This window comes from Streptomyces brasiliensis, assembly GCF_014647875.1.
In the GTDB taxonomy this organism is placed as follows: Bacteria; Actinomycetota; Actinomycetes; order Streptomycetales; family Streptomycetaceae; genus Streptomyces; species Streptomyces brasiliensis.
This window is the reverse complement of the sequence record NZ_BMQA01000082.1, coordinates 1-24386: the sequence shown is the minus strand read 5'-3', so window position 1 is coordinate 24386 and position 24386 is coordinate 1. Positions and strand designations below refer to the sequence as shown.

The 24386-nt window shown below is 69.3% G+C and carries 17 protein-coding genes; 11 read left to right on the top strand and 6 right to left on the bottom strand.

The window, feature by feature from the left end; all coding sequences use genetic code 11:
- Positions 1-326 precede the first annotated feature (326 nt).
- From IEZ19_RS44160 to IEZ19_RS52815, 3 genes are all read left to right on the top strand, one after another.
- Positions 327-941, top strand: a complete 615-nt coding sequence (locus tag IEZ19_RS44160; RefSeq protein ID WP_189317038.1) for a DUF2975 domain-containing protein — start codon at positions 327-329, stop codon at positions 939-941.
- Positions 941-1201, top strand: coding sequence for a helix-turn-helix domain-containing protein (locus tag IEZ19_RS44155; RefSeq protein ID WP_189317037.1), 261 nt, complete (start codon positions 941-943; stop codon positions 1199-1201). Before IEZ19_RS44160 ends, IEZ19_RS44155 begins: the two co-directional genes overlap by 1 nt.
- Positions 1202-1606: 405 nt before the next feature.
- A complete protein-coding gene (locus tag IEZ19_RS52815) occupies positions 1607-1741 on the top strand; it encodes a hypothetical protein (RefSeq protein ID WP_268248761.1) in 135 nt (44 codons plus the stop codon).
- Between the two features lie 13 nt (positions 1742-1754).
- Here the strand turns inward: IEZ19_RS52815 and IEZ19_RS44150 are convergent, their stop codons facing one another.
- The 4 genes from IEZ19_RS44150 to IEZ19_RS44135 are packed head-to-tail and all read right to left on the bottom strand — an operon-like array spanning position 1755 to position 5810.
- Positions 1755-2525, bottom strand: a complete 771-nt coding sequence (locus tag IEZ19_RS44150; protein ID WP_189317036.1) for a hypothetical protein — start codon at positions 2523-2525, stop codon at positions 1755-1757.
- A 48-nt stretch (positions 2526-2573) separates the two neighbouring features.
- A complete protein-coding gene (locus IEZ19_RS44145; protein ID WP_189317035.1) occupies positions 2574-3620 on the bottom strand; it encodes a TolB family protein in 1047 nt (348 codons plus the stop codon).
- A complete protein-coding gene (locus IEZ19_RS44140; RefSeq protein WP_189317034.1) occupies positions 3617-4921 on the bottom strand; it encodes an MFS transporter in 1305 nt (434 codons plus the stop codon). The genes IEZ19_RS44145 and IEZ19_RS44140 overlap by 4 nt, the downstream gene beginning before the upstream one ends.
- Position 4922: 1 nt before the next feature.
- Positions 4923-5810: an alkaline phosphatase family protein gene (locus tag IEZ19_RS44135; RefSeq protein ID WP_189317033.1), complete on the bottom strand. Its 888-nt coding sequence runs from the start codon at positions 5808-5810 to the stop codon at positions 4923-4925.
- A 482-nt stretch (positions 5811-6292) separates the two neighbouring features.
- Between IEZ19_RS44135 and IEZ19_RS44130 the strand changes: the two genes are divergently transcribed.
- The gene (locus tag IEZ19_RS44130) at positions 6293-9298 is read left to right on the top strand and encodes a bifunctional [glutamine synthetase] adenylyltransferase/[glutamine synthetase]-adenylyl-L-tyrosine phosphorylase (RefSeq protein ID WP_189317032.1); all 3006 of its coding nucleotides are present in this window, start codon (positions 6293-6295) and stop codon (positions 9296-9298) included.
- Between the two features lie 33 nt (positions 9299-9331).
- On the opposite strand, the gene IEZ19_RS44125 is transcribed toward IEZ19_RS44130, so the two are convergent.
- A complete protein-coding gene (locus tag IEZ19_RS44125; RefSeq protein WP_189317031.1) occupies positions 9332-10198 on the bottom strand; it encodes a phosphatase PAP2 family protein in 867 nt (288 codons plus the stop codon).
- Between the two features lie 126 nt (positions 10199-10324).
- On the bottom strand, positions 10325-11359 hold the full coding sequence (locus IEZ19_RS44120) for a LacI family DNA-binding transcriptional regulator (protein WP_189317030.1): 1035 nt from the start codon (positions 11357-11359) through the stop codon (positions 10325-10327).
- Positions 11360-11751: 392 nt separating this feature from the next.
- Between IEZ19_RS44120 and IEZ19_RS44115 the strand changes: the two genes are divergently transcribed.
- From IEZ19_RS44115 to IEZ19_RS44085, 7 genes are all read left to right on the top strand, one after another.
- Complete coding sequence (locus tag IEZ19_RS44115; protein ID WP_189317029.1) at positions 11752-13023, top strand: extracellular solute-binding protein; 1272 nt, start codon at positions 11752-11754, stop codon at positions 13021-13023.
- Between the two features lie 102 nt (positions 13024-13125).
- The gene (locus IEZ19_RS44110; protein ID WP_189317028.1) at positions 13126-14130 is read left to right on the top strand and encodes a carbohydrate ABC transporter permease; all 1005 of its coding nucleotides are present in this window, start codon (positions 13126-13128) and stop codon (positions 14128-14130) included.
- Positions 14131-14143: 13 nt separating this feature from the next.
- On the top strand, positions 14144-15052 hold the full coding sequence (locus IEZ19_RS44105; protein WP_189317027.1) for a sugar ABC transporter permease: 909 nt from the start codon (positions 14144-14146) through the stop codon (positions 15050-15052).
- Positions 15053-15110: 58 nt separating this feature from the next.
- Positions 15111-16844, top strand: a complete 1734-nt coding sequence (locus IEZ19_RS44100; protein WP_189317026.1) for a glycoside hydrolase family 13 protein — start codon at positions 15111-15113, stop codon at positions 16842-16844.
- A 154-nt stretch (positions 16845-16998) separates the two neighbouring features.
- The gene (locus IEZ19_RS44095; RefSeq protein ID WP_189317025.1) at positions 16999-18372 is read left to right on the top strand and encodes an alpha-amylase; all 1374 of its coding nucleotides are present in this window, start codon (positions 16999-17001) and stop codon (positions 18370-18372) included.
- 126 nt (positions 18373-18498) lie between these two features.
- Entirely contained in the window at positions 18499-23904 is a 5406-nt protein-coding gene (pulA, locus tag IEZ19_RS44090; protein WP_189317024.1) for a pullulanase-type alpha-1,6-glucosidase, read from the top strand.
- A 32-nt stretch (positions 23905-23936) separates the two neighbouring features.
- Entirely contained in the window at positions 23937-24305 is a 369-nt protein-coding gene (locus IEZ19_RS44085) for a 5-carboxymethyl-2-hydroxymuconate Delta-isomerase (RefSeq protein ID WP_189317023.1), read from the top strand.
- Positions 24306-24386 lie beyond the last annotated feature (81 nt).

Genomic DNA, 24386 nt, shown 5'->3' with positions numbered 1-24386 from the left:
CGAACCACAGCAACACAGTTCATAGCCGCACATTCGTTTCATTTGACTTGACAGCTACCGCCCGCCACCACTCGCTCAGCCTCGCTGACGGTCATCGCATGAAGCACGAGCCGCGCCGTCACAAGATCGCCCATGGCAGGGAGGACTATCACGCGGGACGACCAGACCGCACTTGGATTATCCGACCGGGCGGCGCCCCGCCTCCGGTTGGCGATGGTAGGTACTTCCGCCCGGCGTCTGCCGTGACATGCAGGGGTTGCTTCGCGCACTCATGATGCTTATCGTTTCTCGATAATATCGATAAACGATAAGCAAGGCAGGGTGTCATGACCGAAGACCGGAAGATGCTCGAACCCATGGCCACGGTCGTGTCCGTGGTCCTGCGCATCCTGTTGGCCCTCGCGACGGCAGGACTCGTCCTCTCGGTCGCACGGGGCAGTTGGGGGAGCTTCAGTGTCTGCATCGCCGACGAGTCGAGCACCAGCTCGGCCACCCCCGGCGGCTTCGCCGCCGAGAGCGGGGCGCAGGTCGACTCGATCCCTCGTTACTGCGCCGAGACACCCGACGCACACCTGCGTCTCCTGGACGCACTCAGCGATCTGCCGTCGACGTTGCTGTTGATCAGTGGCCTCTTCCTGCTGTACCGGTTCTTGCAGGGAGCCGCGCGCGAGGGCGTTTACACCGCGCAGACGGCATCCCGGCTTCGCCTGGTCGGCTGGTGGCTGCTTGTCGGGAGCCTGGTCGTCGAGATCGCCGAGGCGAACGCCAGAGCAGCTCTGCTTGCGGCGCTGGCCAAGGACGTGGGCTTCTCGGCCGAGACCGTGCTGAACATGTGGACATTCCCCTACCTGGCCGTACTGACCGGTCTCGGCCTGCTGACCTTCGCACGGATCACCCGCGCAGGTGTGTCCATGCGTGAGGACCTTGAAGGGGTGGTCTGATGGCCGCCGCCGAGGACCACGAAGGTCATGACATCGAGGTGCATCTCGACAGACTCCTCAGCGAGCGCGGCATGACCCTCACCGAACTCGCCAACCGCGTCGGCGTGACCAACGTCAACCTGTCCGTGCTCAAGAACGGACGCGCCAAGGCGATCCGGTTCACCACCCTCACCCGAATCTGCGAAGTCCTGCAGTGCCAGCCAGGAGACCTGCTCAGTCACCGCCCCGGATCGTCTTCCGGAAACCCTCGGAATTCCTGACCCGCGCGACCAAATCTTCATGTTCCCCCTGAAATGGAGACCTATATGTTCAGTGTCATGGGTACGGGTACGAAGATCGCGATCGCGGTCGTCCTGGCCGTTCTGATCACCGCGGTGATCGGCGCGGGCCGGTGGCTCACGCGCCGCTGAGACCCTTCCGTCGGCGTACGCAGTTCAGGCGTACGCCGACATGTCATTGACACAGCCGGTTCGAGTGGGGTCGCCCAGGGCCTCGGCACCACGCTTCCGCCGTCGTGGCTTGCTCCGGTCGAGGGCACCGGCAACGTGGCCAAGACCATACGTGATCTTGATTGGAGACTCACAGGCTGAGGGGCCGTGCTCCCCGACCGCCTGCGACGGCAAGCGACCCCAAGGCTTCATCGCCGTTGAAACCCGTGTCGCCGCGTGCGATACAAGATCCCTCAAAACAAGAAGCAGTGGTGGGAGGAGTACCGGTCCGAGGTCGCCGCGTTCGAGCTGCGGAAGAACCTGCCGGTGCTGTGGCCACGGGGCAGGGCGGGTTTCCCGCCGAGGCGCTGAGGGGAGCCGGCAGTCACCGGCGGCCGGCCCCGCGGTGGGCGGAGGAAGGGCGCGCTCTGTCGCCCACTTCGAGAAGCACGTCGGCAAGGGTGAAGTTCTCCAGCAGGGTCGAGCGCAGAAGGGTCAGCGCCGAGCGGATCTCGGTCAGTTGCCCGCGTGGCTGACGCTCGGCGAGGTAGTGCACGACACGTGCGTGCACGTCGCGTCCCCATGAACCTCGAGGGAGGGCGTCCTCACGCCAACGACGTGCGGAGCGCTCCACGAGCCTGTCGGCGGCCACGAGTCCGAACAGCGAGCTCCGCGATGGGTCGTCTCTGCGCGGCGGCAGCGCGGCCGTCCACGCGTCGATCTCCGCCTGGGAGGGGCCGAGCGGCAGGTCACCCCCGTACATGATGCGGCACAGCGTGTCGAGAGCACCTTGTTTCAGTCCGAGCAGCGGGGCGAGTCGGTTGTACGCCTCGGGCTCGATGATCTGCACCACGGCGGACCTCTCGTCCAGCAGGTGACGGACATCGAGGAGGTCCTCCCGCTGCCGCTCGACGAGAGGCCTCAGCCGCCGGTCGTGCTCAGGGAGTTCGCCGGTCGGACGGTGGGCCGTGGACGCCGCGTACTCCTCCAGGTACCGGACGATGTCTTCGGCGGTGAGCATGAGCTGGTTCATCCGCGCGTACAGGAGGAACAGCTCGGCGCCCAGCTGGCGGTGCCGCTTGTCCTCGCGCATGCTTCTGATGCCGGGGAAGCCGTTGGCCAACGCCTCGATCAGGGTCCTGATGATTTCGAGCACGGAGGCATCCTCCGTCCGTTCTCCTGCCAGGAGAACGGATCCAGAGTGTCAGGAATCGGAGGAGTTCCGCGCGGAGAGGCCCAGAAACGTGGGGGACACCGCCGCCGTGCTGATGCGCCGTGGCTTTCCCGTGCCGTTCGCCGCCGTCTCGTACAGGTCCGCGCCGTAGTCCCCGGGCAGCGCGTACACGATCGTGTCGGCGTCGCGCCAGACCGCCTGGTCGTCCACGCTCCGTCGCTCGGCCAGGGGCGTTTCGCGCATCGTTCGCAGGTCCAGGACGTACAGGCGCCAAGGGGCGTCCTTGGACAGGCCCTTGACGCGTTTCTTGTACGCGATGCGGGTGCCGTCCGGGGAGAGGGACGGGCATTCGACGTTCGTGTGGAGGGTGGTGACCGTGCGGGTGCGGAGGTCGCCGCGGACCAGGTACGTCTTCCCCTTGGTCGCCAGGGTCGCGTAGAAGGTCCGGTCGTCCGCCGCGAACGTCACGCCCCAGAAGTTCACGTCCGCCGACCGGTGGACGTGACCGTCCTCGACGATCCGGAACGCCTCCAGGGACGGGATCAGTTCACCCGTCCCGACGTCCACGATCGCCGTGCGCGTGGAGAAGTTCGTGCCCGCGTACGAGTCGCCGCCGACGAACGCCGTCCACGCCGCGTAGTGACCCGTGGGGGAGACCCGGGCGCGGGACGGGATGCCGGGGACGTCGTAGTGGGCCGTGGTCTTCAGATGCGCGTCCAGGATCAGCGCCCGGTACGTGTCCGAGAGCGCGCCGTGCACCGCCTGGAGACACACACCGGTGCCCGAAGCGGCGTAGAAACGCAGGCACTCGACACCGGAGGCGGTGCGCGGCCCGGACGGGTCCGACGCCGGCACCGTGGTCACCTCGTCGCGGTGCGGGCCCCACGCCATGTTGCGGAACACCATCCGGCCGGACTCCGTCAGGCTCACCTCGCCCGACGTGACCCGCGGGCCGCCCGCCTGCGCCTGGTCACGGCGCTCAGCCCGCGCCGAGGCGTGCAGGACGGCGGCCAGCGCGACCGCCGCCAGGACGACGACGGCCGACAGCAGGACGAGGATGCGGGACCGTACGGTCATGGGGCGGACTCCCGGGTCGGGCGGAGGGTGAACGAGAACGCGGCACAGGCCGCGAGCGCCACGGTGGCCGCTGTCAGCGCCGTACGGTCGCCCCACAGCGTCCACGCCGCGCCGAAGCCGAGCGAGCAGGCGAACCGGGCCAGCGCCTGACCCGTCTGCACCACCGCGAGACCCGAGGAGCGCAGTTCCTCGGGCACACCGTCCGAGGCGGCCGCCATCAGGACGCCGTCCGTGGCCGCGTAGAAGGCACCGTGCAGCGCGAGCACGGCGTACGGCAGGGCCGAACCGTGCCAGGACGTGAGCAGCAGCAGGTACGTCACAAACAGGCACCCGTGGCCGGCCAGGAACACGCGCCGGCGCCCGACCCGGTCCGCGAGCCGCCCCAGCGGCATGGCCAGCAGCAGGAAGGCGGCGGCCGTTCCGAGCGGCAGCAGTGCGAACCACCGGTCCGGGACGCCGAGCCGACGCTGCAACAGCAGGTAGATGAAGGAATCGCTGACCGTCGCCAGCCCCAGCAGCAACGCACATACCGTGATACGGCGCAGGTCGCGACGCCGGAGCAATCCCAGGGCGGCCCGTACCGTCGGCCGCTCCCGCGGCGCCGCGTCCGCCGCCCGCTGGCCACCACCCGGCACGAACAGCACGAGCACCAGCACGCCGGCCACGGCCACACAGAAGCTCACCGTGAACACGGCGTCGTACCCGTCCACTGTCGCCCGCAGGATCAGGAACGCCACGAGCGGACCCAGCAGGGCGCCCGCCGTGTCCATCGCGCGGTGCACCCCGAAGGCTCGCCCACGCGTCTCCGGCGTGCTCGAGAGCGAGATCAGGGCGTCGCGCGGCGCCGTCCGCAGCCCCTTGCCGGTGCGGTCGGCGGCCAGGATCAGACCGATCGGCGTGAGGCTGTGCGCGAGCAGCAGCAACGGCTTGCACACGGCGGAGATGCCGTAGCCGAGCCCGGCCACCCACTTGTGGCGGCCCCCGCCCCGGTCGGCGAGGTGGCCTCCGGCCAGCCGGACGAGCGCCGAGAAGCCGTTGTAGATTCCGTCCAGGAGCCCGAAGCCCAGCGGCGACAGACCGAGCCCTGCCACCAGGTACAGCGGCAGCACGGCCGTGACCATCTCGGACGAGACGTCGGTGACCAGGCTGACCGTGCCGAGGGCCAGCACGGTGGGGGCGACCGCGGCACGGCGCCGCCCGGCGGGAAGCCGGACGGCACCGTTCGCGGACGCCGGTGAGGGTTCACCCGCGGGAGCGTTGTCGAGCGCGGGGGAGTTCGCGCGGCTGTCCGCTACGTACACGTCACGAAGCCCAGATGCCGGTGATGTCGGCGGCGGAGGCCGCGTTGCCCGCGTGCGTGGTCAGGCCCTGGGTGTCCTCCAGGGTGCGCAGCAGGTTGTAGTGGTTGTAGGTCGTGGACGACGACGAACCCGCGGTCACCGGCTGGCCGTACAGGACGGTGGCGATGCGGTTGCCGGCGAGCCCGTTGTCCTCGTCGAAGGTGACGACCAGCAGGCTGTTGTGCGTCTTGGCCCAGGTCGCGTAGGCGCCGAGGTTGTTCTTCAGCCAGGTGTCACCGCTCGACACCGAGCAGTCGTGCATGTCGCTGCACAGGTTGGGGACCACGAACGACATCTGCGGCAGCGTCGAGTAGTCCGTGGGGAACTGCGCGAACGTCTTGGCGCTCGACGTCGGCACATTGCTGAACCCGAACCACGGGTTGTGCTTGCGGGCGTACTTGCCGCTGCTGCACGTGGTCGAGCCCTGGCTGGGCAGGGTCTCGTTGTAGCTGGCCCAGCTGCGGCCCGCCGCGATCTGCTCGGAGGCCAGGTTGTCGGCCGAGGAGAAGCCCGGGGTGTAGCAGCTGTCGTCCGTGATGCCCTGGGTGGAGCCGGAGAACAGGGCGAAGTAGTTCGGCTGGCTCGGGTGAGTCTCGGCGTGGAACTGGCTGAGGTTGGCGCCGCCGGTCTTGAGCGAGTTGATGTACGGCGCGCTGGAGGAGCCGATGACTTGGTCGTAGGCATGGTTCTCGAAGACCACGACGACCACGTGGTCCGGGCTCGGTACGGCGCCCGCGGCGTGCGCGGACTGGCCACCGAGTCCGGTCCACAGTCCGACCGCGGCGGCGGCGAGGGCCACGCCGGACGCCACGACGGCGCGGGCACGGCGATACACGGAACTGCCGGACACATCAACCTCCGGAGGGGGGAAGGACGGGGCTGGCGGTGCGACTAGAGCATGCACACGCCAAAATTCCCGCATCCGACCGCACCCGGCCCGCCGGATGAAGAGCGCGTGAACTGCTTCCCCCGATCCACGAGTTGGGCCGGTCACGAGGCGCCCACCACCAGGCAAGCGGAAGACGGCCGCAGGCGCCACCGGAGCGGGAATCGGACCGGTGGCCGCATACGGCGGGAAGGGGACCTGCCGGGGGCGTCCGCCCGCAGCGGCCGGCGAAAACTCGTTCATCATGCAACGAACAGCCCGCCGGACCGGGGTCGGACACCCCCGGCGCAGCCCCGACCCACATCACAAGCCTCGGCGCTGTACGAGCCCCATGCACCCGCAGAGGCGCCGCAGGCATGCCGCATGCGTCCGCGGCGGGGCCACCTCACCACTCTCCGGCTACGCTCGAGCGAGAAGGACGACCTTGACCCGAGGGGAGGCCGCGGATGACGCCGGGGCGCAGGAGCAGTACCTTCACGCGGCTGCTGCGGCACGGCTTCACGGACCCCTCCGCCGCCGAGCACCTCCTCGACGGCCCCGAGCTGACCCCGGTCCGCAACGACCCCGTCCTCCTGGAGGCCCTCGGCGCCACCGCCGACCCCGACCTCGCTCTGCACGGCCTCGTCCGCCTCCTCGAGGCCCAGCCCGACCCCACCGCCCACCGCGGGCTCCTGGACACCCTGATAGCGGCCAAGCCCCTCCGCGACCGCCTCCTGGGCGTCCTCGGCGCCTCCGCCGCCCTCGCCGATCACCTCGCCCGCCATCCCCGCGACTGGGAGGCCCTGGTCACCTACGAGCCCCGCGACCTCCACCCCGGCGTGGAGGAGTTCGAGCGCGGCCTGGCCGAGGCCGTCGACCCGGTCACCCTCCGTGTCGCCTACCGCCGCTGCCTCCTCTCCATCGCCGCCCGCGACGTGAACGGCACGATCGACGTCGCCCAGACCGCGGCCGAGCTCGCCGACCTGGCCACCGCCACCCTCCGCGCCGCCCTGGCGATCGCCCGCACCGCCGCCCCCGAGGACGCCGCGCTCTGCCGCCTGGCCGTGATCGCCATGGGCAAGTGCGGCGGCCACGAGCTGAACTACGTCTCTGACGTGGACGTGATCTTCGTGGGCGAGGCCAGGGACGGCGCCGACGAGGGCAAGGCCATCCAGGCCGCCACCCGCCTCGCCTCGCACATGATGCGGATCTGCTCGGAGACCACGGTCGAGGGCTCCATCTGGCCGGTCGACGCCAACCTCCGCCCCGAGGGCCGCAACGGCCCCCTCGTGCGCACCCTCAGCAGCCACCTCGCCTACTACCAACGATGGGCCAAGACCTGGGAGTTCCAGGCTCTGCTCAAGGCCCGCCCGGTCGCCGGCGACGTAGAGCTCGGCGAGAACTACATGGCAGCCGTCTCACCCCTCGTCTGGAAGGCGGCAGAACGCGACAACTTCGTCGCCGACGTGCAGAAGATGCGCCGAAGGGTGGTCGAGAACATCCCGGTCACCGAGATCGAGCGCGAGCTGAAGCTCGGCCCCGGGGGCCTCAGGGACGTCGAATTCGCGGTACAGCTCCTGCAGTTGGTACACGGCAGAGCCGACGCGTCACTCCGCAGCGGCACCACCCTCGACGCCCTCCAGGCCCTCGCCACCGGCGGCTACGTCGGCCGCGTGGACGCCGGCCAGCTCGAGGACGCCTACCGCTTCCTGCGCTCCATGGAGCACCGCATCCAGTTGTACCGGCTGCGCCGCACCCACCTCGTCCCCGAGGAGGAGACCGACCTGCGCCGCCTCGGCCGCTCCCTGGGCCTGCGCGCCGAGCCGCTGACCGAGCTGACCCGCGAGTGGAAGCGGCACAGCGGCGTCGTGCGGCGGCTGCACGAGAAGCTGTTCTACCGCCCGCTGCTCGACGCGGTCGCCCAACTCGCCCCTGGCGAAGCGAGGTTGAGCCCGGAGGCGGCCCGGGAGCGGCTGGTCGCGCTCGGCTACGCGGACCCGGCGGCCGCCCTGCGCCACCTCGAAGCCCTCGCCTCCGGCGTCACCCGCAAGGCGGCCATCCAGCGCACCCTGCTGCCCGTCCTGCTCGGCTGGTTCGCGGACTCGGCGGACCCGGACGCGGGCCTGCTCAACTTCCGCAAGGTCTCGGACGCGCTCGGCAAGACGCCCTGGTACCTGCGCCTGCTGCGCGACGAGGGCGCCGCCGCCGAGAACCTGGCCCGCGTCCTGTCCGCCGGCCGCCTCGCCCCCGACCTGCTGATGCGCGCCCCCGAGGCGGTGGCGCTGCTCGGCGACGGCGAGAGCCGGGGCGGCGGAGGCGGACTGGCACCACGCGGCCGGACCCATCTGGAACAGGAGATCCTGGCCGCGGTAGGGCGTGCACCCACCGCGGAACAAGGAGTCACAGCCGCCCGCGGTGTAAGGCGCCGCGAACTGTTCCGTACGGCCGCCGCGGACATCGTCGACTCCTACGGCACCGAGGCCAACCCGGCCGAGCCGGACCAGGGCGCCCTGGTCGACCGGGTGGGCGGTGCGGTCTCCGACCTGACGGCGGCCACGCTCGCCGGCACCCTGCGTGCGGTGGTCCGAGAGGGCTGGGGCGACACCCTGCCCACCCGGTTCGCGATCATCGGCATGGGCCGCTTCGGCGGTCACGAACTGGGCTACGGCTCCGACGCCGACGTCCTGTTCGTGCACGAACCGCAGGACGGCGTCGACGAACGGGAGGCCTCCGAGGCGGCGAACAAGGTCGTCTCCGAGATGCGCCGCCTGCTGCAGATCCCCAGCGCCGACCCCCCGCTTCTCATCGACGCGGACCTGCGCCCGGAGGGCAAGTCGGGTCCGCTCGTGCGCACCCTGAAGTCGTACGAGGCGTACTACCGCCGCTGGTCCCTGGTCTGGGAGGCGCAGGCGCTGCTGCGCGCGGAGCCCGTCGCCGGGGACGCGGATCTCGGCCGCCGCTTCATCGAGCTGATCGACCCGCTGCGCTACCCGGCCGAGGGCCTGGGCGACGACGCGGTGCGCGAGATCCGGCGGCTGAAGGCCCGCATGGAGTCCGAGCGCCTGCCGCGTGGCGCCGACCCGAAGCTGCACACCAAGCTCGGGCCGGGCGGGCTCTCCGACGTCGAGTGGACCGTCCAGCTGTACCAGATGCGGCACGGCTGGGCGGAACCGGGCCTGCGCACCACCCGCACCCGCGAGGCCCTCGCGGCGGCGTGCGCGGAACGCCTCATCTCCGGTGAGGACGCGGCCATACTCGACGAGGCCTGGGTACTTGCCACCCGCGTCCGCAACGCGGTCATGCTGGTGCGGGGCAGGGCGGGCGACACGTTTCCCACCGACGCCCGTGAACTCGCCGCCGTGGGCCGCTACCTCGGCTACGGCACGGGCCACGCGGGCGACATGCTCGACGCCTACCGCCGTACGACCCGCAGGGCGCGCGCGGTGATGGAGGAGCTGTTCTACGGCGCCTGAGCCCCCGGGCCCACAGGCCTGAACCCCCCGGCCCTACGGCGCGTGAGCCCCCAGCAGCGGTCCGTGCGCCCCTCTCACCGGCACCACGCGCGGCAGGGCGTGCGGCAGAGTGCCGTACCAGAGGCGGGCCACGGTGAAGCCGAAGGTCAGACAGAGCAGGCCGCCCACCGCGTCGAGCCAGAAGTGGTTGGCGGTGGCCACGATGACCAGCAGGGTCGTCGCCGGGTACAGCAGGCCCAGTACGCGCACCCACGGCACGGACGCCAGCGCGAAGACGGTCAGCCCGCACCACAGGGACCAGCCGATGTGCATCGACGGCATCGCGGCGTACTGGTTCGACATGTGTTTCAGGTCGCCGGAGGCCATGGAACCCCATGTGTGGTGGACCATCACCGTGTCGGTGAAGCGGCCGCCGTTCATCAACCGCGGCGGAGCGAGCGGATACAGGTAGTAACCGAACAGGGCCACACCCGTCGTCGCGAACAGCACCGTGCGCGTCGCCGCATAGCGCCCGGGATGGCTCCGGTACAGCCACACCAGCACGCCCAGCGTCACCACGAAGTGCAGTGTCGCGTAGTAGTAGTTCATGCCTACGATCAGCCAAGTCACCGAGTTCACGGCGTGGTTGACCGTCTCCTCGACGGCGATCCCGAGCTGGTGTTCGGCTTGCCAGATCCAGCCGGCGTTGCGCAGCGCCGCACCCTTCCGCTCCGGCACCGCGTTGCGGATCAGCGAGTACGTCCAGTAACTCACCGCGATAAGAAGGATCTCGAACCACAACCGGGGCCGCCGGGGAGCGCGCAACCGGTGCAGAAGACTCCGCTCGTCCCCGCTCGTGACGCCCCGCGGAACGGCCGACTGCTCGCGACCTTCCGGCTCTGTCACGGTCGAGTCACTCATAGGCACAGAGTCTGCCAGAAAAGACTTGTCCGACAGATCATCCCAAGGTCGGGTCCCAGCCGCATGTTCTACGACGAGAGGACGATTCCGGGCGATCCGGGGGGTATTCGGGAGGTATGCGGGGTTTCAGGCGCGGACGCGGTCCCCGGGCGCTGACGCGGTCGAGCCGCGCACGACCAGTTCCGGCATGAAGACGAACTCGCTGTGCGGGGCGGGCGTCCCGCCGATCTCCTCGAGCAGCGTGCGCACCGCCGCCTGTCCCATCGCCGGCACCGGCTTGCGGATCGTCGTCAGCGGCGGGTCGGTGAAGGCGATGAGCGGGGAGTCGTCGAAGCCGACCACGGAGACGTCCCGGGGCACCTCGAGGCCCCGTTGCCGTGCGGCCCGTATCGCGCCCAGCGCCATCATGTCGCTGGCGCACACCACCGCCGTGCAGCCACGCTCGATGAGCGCCGTGGCGGCCGCCTGACCGCCCTCCAGGGTGTACAGCGAGTGCTGCACCAGCTCCGACTCGATCGTCTGCGGAGCCAGCCCCAACTGGTCCTGCATCGCGCGCACGAAGCCCTCGATCTTGCGCTGCACCGGCACGAACCGCTTCGGGCCCAGGGCCAGCCCGATCCGGGTGTGCCCGAGGGAGGCCAGATGTGTCACCGCGAGCGTCATCGCGGCCCGGTCGTCCGGCGAGATGAACGGCGCCTGCACCTTCGGCGAGAAGCCGTCGACCAGCACGAACGGCACGCCCTGCGCCCGCAGTCGCTCGTAGCGCTGCATGTCGGCCGTGGTGTCCGCGTGCAGTCCGGAGACGTAGATGATCCCGGCGACCCCGCGGTCCACGAGCATCTCGGTCAGCTCGTCCTCCGTCGACCCGCCCGGGGTCTGCGTGGCGAGCACGGGCGTATAGCCCTGGCGGGTCAGCGCCTGGCCGATGACCTGCGCCAGGGCCGGGAATATCGGGTTCTCCAGCTCCGGGGTGATCAGACCCACCAGACCCTCGCTGCGCTGCCGCAGCCGTACCGGCCGTTCGTAGCCGAGGACGTCCAGTGCGGCCAGCACGGACTGGCGGGTGGTGGCGGCGACGCCCGGCTTGCCGTTGAGAACGCGGCTGACGGTCGCTTCGCTCACCCCCGCCTGCGCTGCGATGTCGGCAAGCCGTGTGGTCACGGCACCGGACTGTACCGGTCGCGCCGCGCCTTGCACACCGATGGGACGACGTGCGCGAGAGGTCCCACGGCCCGCCGCCGGTTGCTGCGTCATCGCGCTCCTTCGTCCTTCTGCTCGGCCTCGGATGGCAAGAGCTTGCAGAGTCTTGCACAAGTCTCTGCGACCCGCTGACGGGTCACGACCAGGTAACCACAGTCTTCCTTGCACTTTTTTTCTGCAAGGTCTTTCGTAACGCTTGCATCGCTGTTACGTTCCCTGACGCCCCGGCGGTCTCCCCCACTCTCGGCTTCGCTCGAGCGGGGGCACCCCCATCGGTGCAGTCGGCAAGTCGCAGGAGCGGCGGACGGGACCGCTCCCTGCATCACACGGGCTTTAACCCTCAAGGAGAACTCATGCGGCGTGGCATAGCGGCCTCCGCGCTGGTGGCGTCCCTCGCCCTCACGGCGACGGCGTGCGGCGGGAGCGACAGCGGCAGCAAGTCGGACGGCCCGGTCACCATCACCTGGTGGGACACCTCCAACGCCACGAATGAGGCACCGACGTACCAGGCCCTGGTCAAGCAGTTCGAGGCTGCCAACAAGGACATCAAGGTCAAGTACGTCAACGTCCCCTTCGACCAGGCGCAGAACAAGTTCGACACCGCCGCCGGCGCCACGGGCGCCCCGGACGTGCTGCGCTCCGAGGTCGGCTGGACCCCGGCCTTCGCGAAGAAGGGCTACTTCCTGCCGCTGGACGGCACCGAGGCCCTCGCCGACAAGGACAAGTTCGAGCCGAACCTGATCACGCAGGCCCAGTTCGACGGCAAGACCTACGGCGTGCCGCTGGTGACCGACACCCTCGCGCTGGTCTACAACAAGGACCTGTTCGAGAAGGCCGGCATCACCGAGGCGCCCAAGACCTGGGACGAGCTGAAGTCCGACGCTGCAAAGATCAAGGACAAGACCGGCCAGGACGGCTACTGGGGCTCCACCCAGGCCTACTACGCCCAGTCGTTCCTCTACGGCGAGGGCACCGACACCGTCGACGCCTCCGCCAAGAAGATCACGGTCACCTCCGACGCCGCCAAGAAGGCCTACGGCACCTGGCTCAGCCTGTACTCCGGCAAGGGCCTGCACAAGGCCGACACCACCGCCGACGCCTACGCCCACATCCAGGACGCGTTCGTCAACGGCAAGGTCGCCGCGATCATCCAGGGCCCCTGGGAGATCACGAACTTCTACAAGGGCTCGGCGTTCAAGGACAAGGCCAACCTCGGCATCGCCACCGTCCCGGCCGGCTCCTCCGGCAAGGCGGGTGCCCCGACCGGCGGGCACAACCTCTCCGTGTACGCCGGTTCGGACAAGGCGCACCAGGAAGCGGCGCTGAAGTTCGTCAACTTCATGACCTCGGCGAAGTCGCAGGAATCCATCGCCCTGAAGAACTCCACGCTGCCCACCCGTGAGGACGCCTACACGGCCGAGGTCAAGGCCGACCCGGGCATCGCCGGCTACCAGGGCGTGCTCTCGGCCGCCCAGCCGCGCCCGGCGCTGCCCGAGTACAGCTCCCTGTGGGGTCCGCTGGACACCGAGCTGCCGAAGATCGCCGGCGGCAAGGAGTCCCTGGACAAGGGCCTGAGCAACGCCGAGCTGGCCATCGCCAAGCTGGTGCCCGACTTCAGCAAGTGAGCCCCGCGTGGCCGCCGGATCTCCCTGGATATGGGGGGAGAGATCCGGCGGCCACCGGTCTGTGCCCGGCCCAATCCCTGATCTTTCCGAAGGTGTCGAACCATGACAGTCGCCATCGACCGCGCGACCGGCAAGCGCCGCGGTGACCGCGCGCCTCGCCCCGGGCTGGGGCAGCGCCTCAAGAACGGCTACCAGAAGCACTGGTACGCGTACGCGATGATCGTGCCGGTCGCCGTCGTGCTCGGCGTCCTCGTGATCTACCCCCTGGTCTACGGCCTCTACCTCACGCTCACCGACGCCAACAGCCTCAACACGGCGCGGACGATCGGCGTCAACCACATCGACGCCACCTACAAGTTCATCGGCCTCGACAACTACAAGGACATCCTGTTCGGGCCGACGTCGTACGACCGCTTCTGGTCGCACTTCATCTGGACGATCGTGTGGACCGCCGTCTGTGTCGCGCTCCACTACTGCATCGGCCTCGGCCTGGCGCTGCTGCTCGACCAGAAGCTGCGCGGCCGCACCTTCTACCGGCTGATCCTGATCCTTCCGTGGGCGGTGCCGACCTTCGTCACCGTGTTCGGCTGGCGCTTCATGCTCGCCGACTCGGGCATCGTCAACACCGCACTCGACGCGCTGCACCTGCCGACGCCGCTGTGGCTGGAGGACACCTTCTGGCAGCGGTTCGCCGCGATCATGGTCAACACCTGGTGCGGTGTGCCGTTCATGATGGTCACGCTCCTCGGCGGCCTGCAGTCCATCGACTCCACCCTGTACGAGGCCGCGGAGATGGACGGCGCGAACGCCTGGCAGCGCTTCCGCTATGTGACCCTGCCGGGCCTCCGGTCGGTGAGCGCCACGGTCGTCCTCCTCGGCATCATCTGGACCTTCAACCAGTTCGCGGTCATCTTCCTGCTGTTCGGCAACACCGCCCCCGACGCGCAGATCCTCGTGACCTGGGCCTACTTCCTGGGCTTCGGACAGCAGCCGCGCGACTTCGCCCAGTCCGCCGCCTACGGCATCCTGCTGCTGGCCATCCTGATCGTCTTCACCTCGTTCTACCGCCGCTGGCTGAACCGCAATGAGCAGCAGTTCGCGATCTGAGGCAGGAGTTCCCATGACCACGACCACTGTCGAGACCTCAGCCGCGGTGACCGGGACCGGCGCGGCGGGCACCGCCCGTAAGCCCCGCGCCCGCGGTGAGCGCGGCCTCGCCGGGTCCCTCGCCTCGCACGGCATCCTGATCGTCGCAAGCATCGTGGCGCTCTTCCCGGTCGCCTGGCTGGTGTTCCTGTCCCTCGGACCGGACAAGGACGACTATCTGCATCCGGGCGGCATCTGGAAGAAGATGACGCTCGACAACTACTCGTTCGTCCTCCAGCACACGAACTTCTTCGACTGGCTGAAGAGCAGCCTGATCGTCTCGCTCGGCACCACTGTGCTCGGCGTCCTGGTCGCCGCCACCACCGGCTACGCGGTCTCCCGCATGCGCTTCCCGGGCTACCGGAAGTTCATGTGGGTGCTCCTGGTCACCCAGATGTTCCCGGTGGCCGTCCTCATGGTGCCGATGTACCAGATCCTGGCCGACCTCGAGCTGATCGACAGCTACGTCGGCCTGATCCTCGTGTACTGCTCGACCGCCGTGCCGTACTGCGCCTGGCTGCTGAAGGGCTACTTCGACACCATCCCGTTCGAGATCGACGAGGCGGGACGCGTCGACGGGCTGACCCCCTTCGGCACGTTCGCGCGGCTCATCCTGCCGCTCGCCAAGCCGGGCCTCGCGGTCGCCGCCTTCTACAGCTTCATCACCGCGTTCGGCGAAGTCGCCTTCGCCTCGACGTTCATGCTCAGCGACGACAAGTACACCTTCGCCGTCGGTCTCCAGAGCTTCATCAGCGAGCACGACGCGCAGCGCAACCTCATGGCCGCCACCGCGGTGCTGATCGCGATACCCGTCTCCGCGTTCTTCTACCTCGTGCAGAAGAACCTGGTGGCCGGCCTCACCGCCGGCGGCACCAAGGGCTGACCGCAGCCGCCGTACCCACCCCCCCATGACCCGACCTTCATTACGTACCAAGGACGCCATGAGCCAGCACTCCGCCGACCCGGCCCCGAACACCGCCCTCGCCACCGTCGCGGGCCACCGCGACTGGTGGCGGGACGCGGTGATCTACCAGGTCTATCCGCGCAGCTTCGCCGACAGCAACGGCGACGGCATGGGGGACCTGGAGGGCGTGCGGTCCAGACTCCCGTATCTGCGCGACCTCGGTGTGGACGCCGTGTGGCTCAGCCCGTTCTACGCCTCGCCGCAGGCCGACGCCGGCTACGACGTGGCCGACTACCGGGCCGTGGACCCCATGTTCGGCAACCTCCTGGACGCCGACGCGCTGATCCGCGACGCCCACGAGCACGGGCTGCGCATCATCGTCGACCTGGTCCCCAACCATTCCTCGGACCAGTACGAATGGTTCAAGCGCGCGCTGGCGGAGGGCCCGGGCTCCCCGCTGCGTGACCGCTACCACTTCCGCCCCGGCAAGGGCGCGAAGGGCGAACTCCCGCCCAACGACTGGGAGTCCATCTTCGGCGGTCGGGCCTGGACGCGGATCACCGAACTGGACGGCACGCCCGGCGAGTGGTACCTGCACCTCTTCGCCCCGGAGCAGCCGGACTTCAACTGGGAACACCCCGCCGTCGGCGACGAGTTCCGCTCCATCCTGCGGTTCTGGCTGGACATGGGCGTGGACGGCTTCCGCATCGACGTGGCGCACGGGCTGGTCAAGGCGGAGGGCCTGCCGGACCTCGGCTCCCACGACCAGCTGAAGCTGCTGGGCAACGATGTCATGCCGTTCTTCGACCAGGACGGCGTGCACGCGATCTACCGGCAGTGGCGGACGATCCTCGACGAGTACGCGGGAAACAAGGAGGGGCCCGAAGGGTCTTCGTCAGAAGGGCGGTGGTGGGAGACGGGCGGGCGCATTTTCGTCGCCGAGGCGTGGACCCCGACCGTCGAGCGCACCGCGAACTACGTCCGCCCGGACGAGCTGCACCAGGCCTTCAACTTCCAGTACCTGAGCACCGCCTGGGACGCCGAGGAACTGCGCGTCGTCATCGACCGCACCCTGGACGCCATGCGCCCGGTCGGCGCCCCCGCCACCTGGGTCCTGTCCAACCACGACGTCACCCGGCACGCGACCCGCTTCGCCAACCCGCCCGGCCTCGGCACCCAGATCCGCACGGCGGGCGACCGCGAGCTCGGTCTGCGTCGCGCCCGTGCCGCCACGCTGCTCATGCTGGCGCTGCCCGGCTCGGCGTACATCTACCAGGGCGAGGAACTCGGCCTGCCGGACGTCGTCGACCTGCCCGACGAGGTCCGGCAGGACCCCGCGTACTTCCGGGGCGCCGGGCAGGACGGCTTCCGCGACGGCTGCCGGGTGCCGATCCCGTGGACGCGGGAGGGGAGGTCGTACGGCTTCGGCAGCGGTGGCAGCTGGCTGCCGCAGCCGCCGAGCTGGGCCGAACTGAGCGTCGAGGCGCAGCAGAGCGTGCCGGGCTCCACGCTGGAGCTGTACCGCTCGGCGCTGGGCGTCCGCCGTGCGACGCCCGACCTCGGCGCCGGTGACGCGGTGGCGTGGCTGCCCGCTCCCGAGGGCGTACTGGCCTTCCGGCGCGGGGAGTTCGTGTGCGTCACCAACACGACGGGACGCCCGGTGACGGTTCCGGTGTACGGGCGAGTCCTCCTCACCAGCGGTGAGGTGACGGAGACCGCCGATGGGACGACGGTGTCCGCCGACACGACGGCTTGGTGGACCACGGCCTGACGGCCCGTTCGCAAGTTCTTGCATCAACTTCACGCGGCCCGCTGCCTTTTCAGGCAGCGGGCCTTTAATATCTGCGTCACCGCAAGGGAGTTGAAATTTTTCAGCAAGAGCCTTCAACCCTGGTTCCGCCCCTTCGATGGAGAAGGACCCCCACATGGCCCGCAGAACCCTCGCCACGGCCCTCGCCCTCTCGGCCGCCGTATTTGTCATGACCCCGTCGATCGCGGAGGCCTCGCCGCCCGGCATCAAGGACGTCACCGCCGTCCTCTTCGAGTGGAAGTACGCCTCGGTGGCCCGCGAGTGCGCGAACACCCTGGGTCCTGCCGGATTCGGCTACGTCCAGGTCTCCCCGCCCGCCGAGCACATACAGGGCTCGCAGTGGTGGACGTCGTACCAGCCCGTCAGCTACAAGATCGCCGGTCGGCTCGGCGACCGCACGGCCTTCCAGGATATGGTGAACACCTGCCACGCGGCCGGTGTGAAGGTCGTCGTCGACACGGTCGTCAACCACATGTCGGCGGGCAGCGGCACCGGCACGGGCGGCTCGTCGTACACGAAGTACGACTACCCCGGCCTGTACTCCGTCCACGACTTCGACGACTGCACCTCCCAGGTCTCCGACTACCAGGACCGCTGGAACGTACAGCACTGCGAACTGGTGGGCCTCGCCGATCTCGACACCGGCGAGGAGTACGTCCGCAAGACCATCGCCGGCTATATGAACGACCTGCTCAGCCTCGGCGTCGACGGCTTCCGCATCGACGCGGCCAAGCACATCGACAGCGCCGACCTCGCGAACATCAAGTCCCGCCTGACCAACCCCGGCGCCTACTGGAAGCAGGAGGTCATCTACGGCGCGGGCGAGGCGGTCCAGCCCACCGAGTACACGGGCAACGGCGACGTCCAGGAGTTCCGTTACGCCTACGACCTCAAGCGGGTCTTCGACAACGAGCGCCTCGCCTACCTGAAGAACTACGGCGAGGGCTGGGGCTACCTGAGCAGCTCCGTGGCCGGCGTCTTCGTCGACAACCACGACACCGAGCGCAACGGCTCCACCCTCAACTACAAGGACGGCGCCGACTACACCCTGGCCAACGTCTTCATGCTGGCCTACCCGTACGGCGCCCCGGACATCAACTCCGGCTACGAGTGGTCGGACGCCGACGCCGGCCCGCCCAACGGCGGTACGGTCGACGCCTGTTGGCAGGACGGCTGGAAGTGCCAGCACGCCTGGCCCGAGGTCAAGTCGATGGTCGCCTTCCGCAACGCGACCCGCGGCCAGTCGGTCACCGACTGGTGGGACAACGGCTACCAGGCCATCGCCTTCGGCCGGGGCGGTAAGGGCTACGTGGCCATCAACCACGAGTCCTTCTCACTCAGCCGCACGTTCCAGACGTCCCTGCCCGCCGGCACGTACTGCAACGTGCAGAACAACACGACGGTGACGGTGAACTCCAGTGGCCAGTTCACGGCCACCCTGGGCGCGAACACGGCCCTGGCCGTCCATGCGGGCAAGTCCGGCTGCTGAAAGTTCTTGCCGATCTTTTCAGGACTCTTGCTGTAAACGTTTCGTAGGCGATACGGTCGCGCGGAATCGGACCCACAACAGAGCCGTCAGCGCCAACAGAGCCGTAAGCGCAAGGAGTCCACGTCCGTGATACCGAGATGGCCGGTGCCGCGAAGGCGCCGTATCGCCCGTGCCGGCCGAGTCGCTGCGGTCACCGTGACCGCGCTGGCCGCAGCACTCGTCCAGCCCCTCGCCGCCCGGGCCGAGACCCCGCCCGCGCCCCCGTCAGACGCCCGACTGGCCACCGCGCCCGCCCGGCACGACGACACGCGTGAGCAGTTCTACTTCGTCATGCCGGACCGTTTCGCCAACGGTGACACCTCCAACGACCGGGGCGGGCTGACCGGTTCACGGCTGAGCACCGGATACGACCCCACCGACAAGGGCTTCTACCAGGGCGGCGACCTCAAGGGACTGGCCAAGCGGCTCGACTACATCAAGGGCCTGGGCACCACCGCCATCTGGATGGCGCCCATCTTCAAGAACCGCCCGGTGCAGGGCACGGGCAGCGACGCATCCGCCGGCTACCACGGGTACTGGATCACCGACTTCACCCAGGTCGACCCGCACTTCGGCACCGACAAGGACCTCTCCGCCCTCGTCTCCCAGGCGCACGCCAAGGGCATGAAGGTCTTCTTCGACGTCATCACCAACCACACCGCCGACGTCGTCGACTACCAGGAGAAGTCCTACGACTACCTGTCCAAGGGCGCCTTCCCCTATCTGACCAAGGACGGGCGGCCGTTCGACGACGCGGACTATGCCGACGGCACGCGCGGGTTCCCTTCCGTGGACGCCGAGTCGTTCCCGCGCACCCCGCGGGTCACGAGCGGCGGCAAGGTCCCGTCCTGGCTCGACGACCCGACGATGTACCACAACCGGGGCGACTCGACGTACGCCGGCGAGTCCACCACCTACGGCGACTTCTCCGGGCTCGACGACCTGTGGACCGAGCGTCCCGAGGTCGTCAGCGGCATGGAGAAGATCTACCAGCGGTGGGTGAAGGACTTCGCCGTCGACGGCTTCCGGATCGACACCGTGAAGCACGTGGACATGGAGTTCTGGACCCAGTGGGCGACCGCGCTCGACAAGTACGCCGCCGCGCAGGGGCGGAAGAACTTCTTCATGTTCGGCGAGGTCTACTCCGCCGACACGTCGATCACGTCCCCCTACGTCACCCAGGGCCGCCTGGACGCCACCCTGGACTTCCCCTTCCAGGACGCGGCCCGCGCCTACGCCTCCCAGGGCGGCAGCGCGCGCAGGCTGGCCGCGGTCTTCGGTGACGACTACAAGTACACGACCGACAAGGCCAACGCCTACGAACAGGTCACCTTCCTCGGCAACCACGACATGGGCCGCATCGGGTCCTTCCTGAAGCAGGACGACCCGAACGCGACCGACGCCGAGATCCTTCGCAAGGACAAGCTCGCCAACGAGGTGATGTTCCTCAGCCGCGGCAACCCGGTCGTCTACTACGGCGACGAGCAGGGCTTCACCGGCTCCGGCGGCGACAAGGACGCCCGCCAGACGATGTTCGCATCCAAGGTCGCCGACTACCTCGACGACGACGAGATCGGCACCGACCGTACCCACGCGAGCGACTCCTACGACACGACCGCGCCGCTCTACCGGGACATCGCCGCCCTGTCCGAGCTCCGCAAGGCCAACCCCGCCCTGACCGACGGCGTCCAGACCGAGCGCTACGCGGCGGACGGCGCCGGGATCTACGCCTTCACCCGGACGGACGCGAAGACCGGCCAGGAGTACGTCGTCGCCCTCAACAACGCCGGCGACGACAAGTCCGCCACGTTCGCGACCGGCTCGGCCGACATGTCGTACCGGGGCATCTACGGCACGGACACCACCGTGACGACCGGCGCCGACCGCAAGCTCACCGTCACCGTCCCGGCCGGTTCGGCGATCGTCCTCGAGGCGGCCGGCCGCCTCGAGAAGCCCGCGAGCAGGCCGACCATCACCCTGGAAGCCCCGGATGCCGGAGCCACCGGCACCGTCGAGCTGAGTGCGGATGTCGGCGCAGGACAGCTCGACCGGGTCGTCTTCGCCGCCCAGGTCGGCAACGGCGCCTGGCGCATCCTCGGCTCCGCCGACCACGGCCCGTACAAGGTCACCCAGGCCATCGGCACGGACGTACCGCCCGGCACCGCCCTGCGCTACAAGGCCGTCGTGATCGACTCGGCCGGCCGCACCGCGAGCGCCACCGCCGCGAGCACCACCGGCACCCCGCCCACGCCGGAGGTCCCCAGGGCCTCCTCCCGGGACTACGCGATCGTCCACTACAAGCGCGCCGACGGCGACTACGCCGACCGGGGCCTGTACGCCTGGGGCGACCTCGCCGACGGCGAGTCCACGACCTGGCCGGACAGTCACCCCTTCACCGGCCGGGACGCCTACGGCGCCTTCGCCTGGGTCAAGCTCAAGCCGGGCGCCTCGAACGTCGGGTTCCTGGTCATCGACAAGGACGGCAACAAGGACGTCTCCGTCGACCGGTCCATCGACGTGACGAAGACCGGTGAGGTCTGGGTCGAGCAGGGCAAGCCGGACGTCCTGACCGAGCGCCCCGACTATCCGGCCCAGGACAGGAGCAAGGCCGTCCTCCACTACCACCGCGCCGACGGCGACTACGACGGCTGGGGCCTGCACGTCTGGACGGGTGCCGCGAACCCCACCGACTGGTCGAACCCCCTGAAGCCGGTGAAGACTGATGCCTATGGCGCGGTCTTCGAGGTGCCGCTCACCGAGGGTGCCACCAGCCTCAGTTACATCGTCCACAAGGGCGACGACAAGGACCTGCCCACCGACCGGTCGCTCGACCTCAAGGCGAACGGCTACGAGGTGTGGCTGTTGAACGGCCAGGAGAAGCACCTGCTTCCGCAGCCCGCGGGCAGCGCGGCGGCCCTCGACCTGTCCACGTCCAAGGCGATCTGGATCGACCGGAACACCGTCGCCTGGAACGGCGCCGAGGGCGCCGTCTCCACCCAGCTGCTCGCCTCCCACGACGGCTCGATCACCGTCAAGGACGGGGCGCTGACCAGCGACGACGAGCACTGGCTGCGCTTGTCCAAGACCACGCTCACCGACGCCCAGAAGGCGAAGTTCCCGCATCTGAAGGACTACACCACGTGGTCCGTCGACCCGCGCGACCGGGACCGGGTCCGCGCGGCGCTGCGCGGCCAGCTCGTGGCCTCCCAGCGGGCCGCGAACGGCGCGGTGCTGGCCGCGACCGGCGTCCAGATCGCCGGCGTCCTCGACGACCTCTACCCCGGTGCGACGAAGGCCGACCTCGGGCCGACGTTCCGGAACGGCCGTCCCACGCTGGCCGTGTGGGCGCCGACGGCACAGAGCGTCGCCCTGGAGCTGGACGGCTCCACGGTGGCCATGCACCGCGACGACAGCACCGGCGTGTGGTCCGTCACCGGTCCCGCGTCCTGGAAGAACCAGCCCTACCGGTACGTCGTGAAGGTCTGGGCGCCCAGCGTCAGGAAGATCGTCACCAACAGGGTCACCGATCCCTACTCGGTCGCCCTGACCGCGAACTCGGAGCGCAGCCTCGTCGTCGACCTGAACGACAGGTCCCTCGCCCCGGGCGGCTGGTCGGCCCTGGCCAAGCCCAAGGCCGTACCGCTGAGGGACGCCCGCATCCAGGAGCTGCACATCCGTGACTTCTCGGTCGCGGACACGACGGTTCCGGCGAAGGACCAGGGCACGTATCTCGCCTTCACGGACAAGGACAGCGACGGCTCGAAGCATCTGCGGGCGCTCGCGAAGTCGGGCACCTCGTACGTGCACCTGCTGCCCGCCTTCGACATCGCCACCATCCCCGAGAAGAAGGCGGACCAGGCGAGCCCGGACTGCGACCTCGCCTCCTTCGCGGCCGACTCCGGGAAACAGCAGGAGTGCGTGGCGAAGACCGCGGCGAAGGACGCCTACAACTGGGGCTACGACCCGTACCACTACACGGTCCCCGAGGGTTCCTACGCCACCGACCCGGACGGCACCGCGCGCACGGTCCAGTTTCGGCAGATGGTCAAGTCGCTGAACCAGGACGGCCTCAGGGTCGTCATGGACGTCGTCTACAACCACACGGCGGCCGCCGGCCAGGCGGACACCAGCGTCCTCGACCAGGTCGTGCCGGGCTACTACCAGCGGCTCCTCGCCGACGGCAGCGTGGCCAACAGCACCTGCTGTGCGGGCACCGCGCCCGAGAACGCGATGATGGGCAAGCTCGTCGTGGACTCGATCGTCACCTGGGCCAAGGAGTACAAGGTCGACGGCTTCCGCTTCGACCTGATGGGCCACCACCCGAAGGCCAACATCCTCGCCGTGCGCAAGGCCCTCGACGCGCTCACGCTTGAGAAGGACGGCGTCGACGGCAAGCAGATCATCCTGTACGGCGAGGGCTGGAACTTCGGCGAGGTCGCCGACAATGCGCGGTTCGTGCAGGCCACGCAGCAGAACATGGCCGGCACCGGCATCGCCACCTTCTCCGACCGGGCCCGGGACGCGGTGCGCGGCGGCGGCCCCTTCGACTCGGACCCGGGCGTCCAGGGTTTCGCGTCGGGTCTCTACACCGACCCCAACTCGTCCACGGCCAACGGCACGAAGGCGGAGCAGAAGGCCCGCCTGCTGCACTACCAGGACCTGATCAAGGTCGGTCTGTCGGGCAACCTCGCGAGCTACCGGTTCACCGACAGCGCCGGCAAGGAGGTCAAGGGCTCCGAGGTCGACTACAACGGCTCGCCCGCGGGCTACGCGGACGCACCCGGCGACGCCCTCGCCTACGTCGACGCGCACGACAACGAATCGCTGTTCGACGCCCTCACCTACAAGCTGCCGAAGGACACGTCCGCCTCCGACCGGGCCCGGATGCAAGTGCTCGCGATGGCGACGGCCGCCCTCTCGCAGGGCCCGGCGCTCTCTCAGGCGGGCACGGACCTGCTGCGCTCCAAGTCGCTGGACCGCAACTCCTTCGACAGCGGCGACTGGTTCAACGCCATCCACTGGAACTGCGCGGACGGCAACGGCTTCGGTCGCGGGCTGCCGACGGCGGCCGACAACGAGTCCAAGTGGCCGTACGCCAAGCCCCTGCTGGGTTCGGTGAGCGTGGGCTGCCCACAGATCACGGGGGCGTCGGCCGCGTACCAGGACCTGCTGCGGATCCGCACGACCGAGAACGCCTTCTCCCTCGGTACGGCCGCGCAGGTGCAGGACGAGATGGCCTTCCCGCTGTCCGGCACGGACGAGACACCGGGGGTGATCACCATGCGGCTCGGTGACCTGGTCGTCGTGTTCAACGCCACCCCGCAGCGGCAGGAGCAGCACGTCGGCGCCCTCGCCGGGACGCCGTACCGGCTGCACCCGGTGCAGGCGGCGGGCGCGGACGAGGTGGTGAAGACCTCCTCCTGCGCGGCCGACTCGGGCACGTTCAGCGTCCCGGCGCGGACCGTGGCGGTGTTCACGCGGGCCGCGAAGTAGAGTCGGGCCGTCCCTTTAGAACAGGAGTGCCCATGCCGCAGATCACCGTCGACCACTCGTACGGCATCGAGGACTTCCCGGACGCCTTCGTGCGGGAGCTCCACGAGACGACCGTCGAGATCGCGGGGGCCAAGCCGGAGTCCTGCAAGACACTGTTCCGGTGCGCGATCCTCAGCGTGTTCGGCTACGAGGAGCCCGATGACGACGAGGTGCAGCGGCACGCCATCGTGCACGTGACCATCGGGCTTCTGGCCGGCCGCAGCGAGGAGACGAAGGCCGCGCTGACGGAGGCGGTGCTGGAGCTGCTGCGCAAGCATGTGACGCCGGTACCCGGGGCACGGCTGCACGCCTCCGCCGAGGTCCGTGAACTGGACGCGTCCTACCGGAAGTTCGAGAGCTAGGGTGCTGTGGCCGGGAAGGTCTGCCGGGCGTCGCGAGCCGGTGAACCTTTCCGGTCACAGCACTAGTAGGGCTTTGTTAGG

Bases quoted from the DNA above. Each gene is read 5' to 3' on its own strand.
- IEZ19_RS44160 (WP_189317038.1), top strand. From the start codon at position 327: ATGACCGAAGACCGGAAGATGCTCGAACCCATGGCCACGGTCGTGTCC.
- IEZ19_RS44155 (WP_189317037.1), top strand. From the start codon at position 941: ATGGCCGCCGCCGAGGACCACGAAGGTCATGACATCGAGGTGCATCTC.
- IEZ19_RS44145 (WP_189317035.1), bottom strand. From the start codon at position 3,620: ATGACCGTACGGTCCCGCATCCTCGTCCTGCTGTCGGCCGTCGTCGTC.
- IEZ19_RS44130 (WP_189317032.1), top strand. From the start codon at position 6,293: ATGACGCCGGGGCGCAGGAGCAGTACCTTCACGCGGCTGCTGCGGCAC.
- IEZ19_RS44125 (WP_189317031.1), bottom strand. From the start codon at position 10,198: ATGAGTGACTCGACCGTGACAGAGCCGGAAGGTCGCGAGCAGTCGGCC.
- IEZ19_RS44115 (WP_189317029.1), top strand. From the start codon at position 11,752: ATGCGGCGTGGCATAGCGGCCTCCGCGCTGGTGGCGTCCCTCGCCCTC.
- IEZ19_RS44110 (WP_189317028.1), top strand. From the start codon at position 13,126: ATGACAGTCGCCATCGACCGCGCGACCGGCAAGCGCCGCGGTGACCGC.
- IEZ19_RS44105 (WP_189317027.1), top strand. From the start codon at position 14,144: ATGACCACGACCACTGTCGAGACCTCAGCCGCGGTGACCGGGACCGGC.
- IEZ19_RS44100 (WP_189317026.1), top strand. From the start codon at position 15,111: ATGAGCCAGCACTCCGCCGACCCGGCCCCGAACACCGCCCTCGCCACC.
- IEZ19_RS44095 (WP_189317025.1), top strand. From the start codon at position 16,999: ATGGCCCGCAGAACCCTCGCCACGGCCCTCGCCCTCTCGGCCGCCGTA.
- IEZ19_RS44085 (WP_189317023.1), top strand. From the start codon at position 23,937: ATGCCGCAGATCACCGTCGACCACTCGTACGGCATCGAGGACTTCCCG.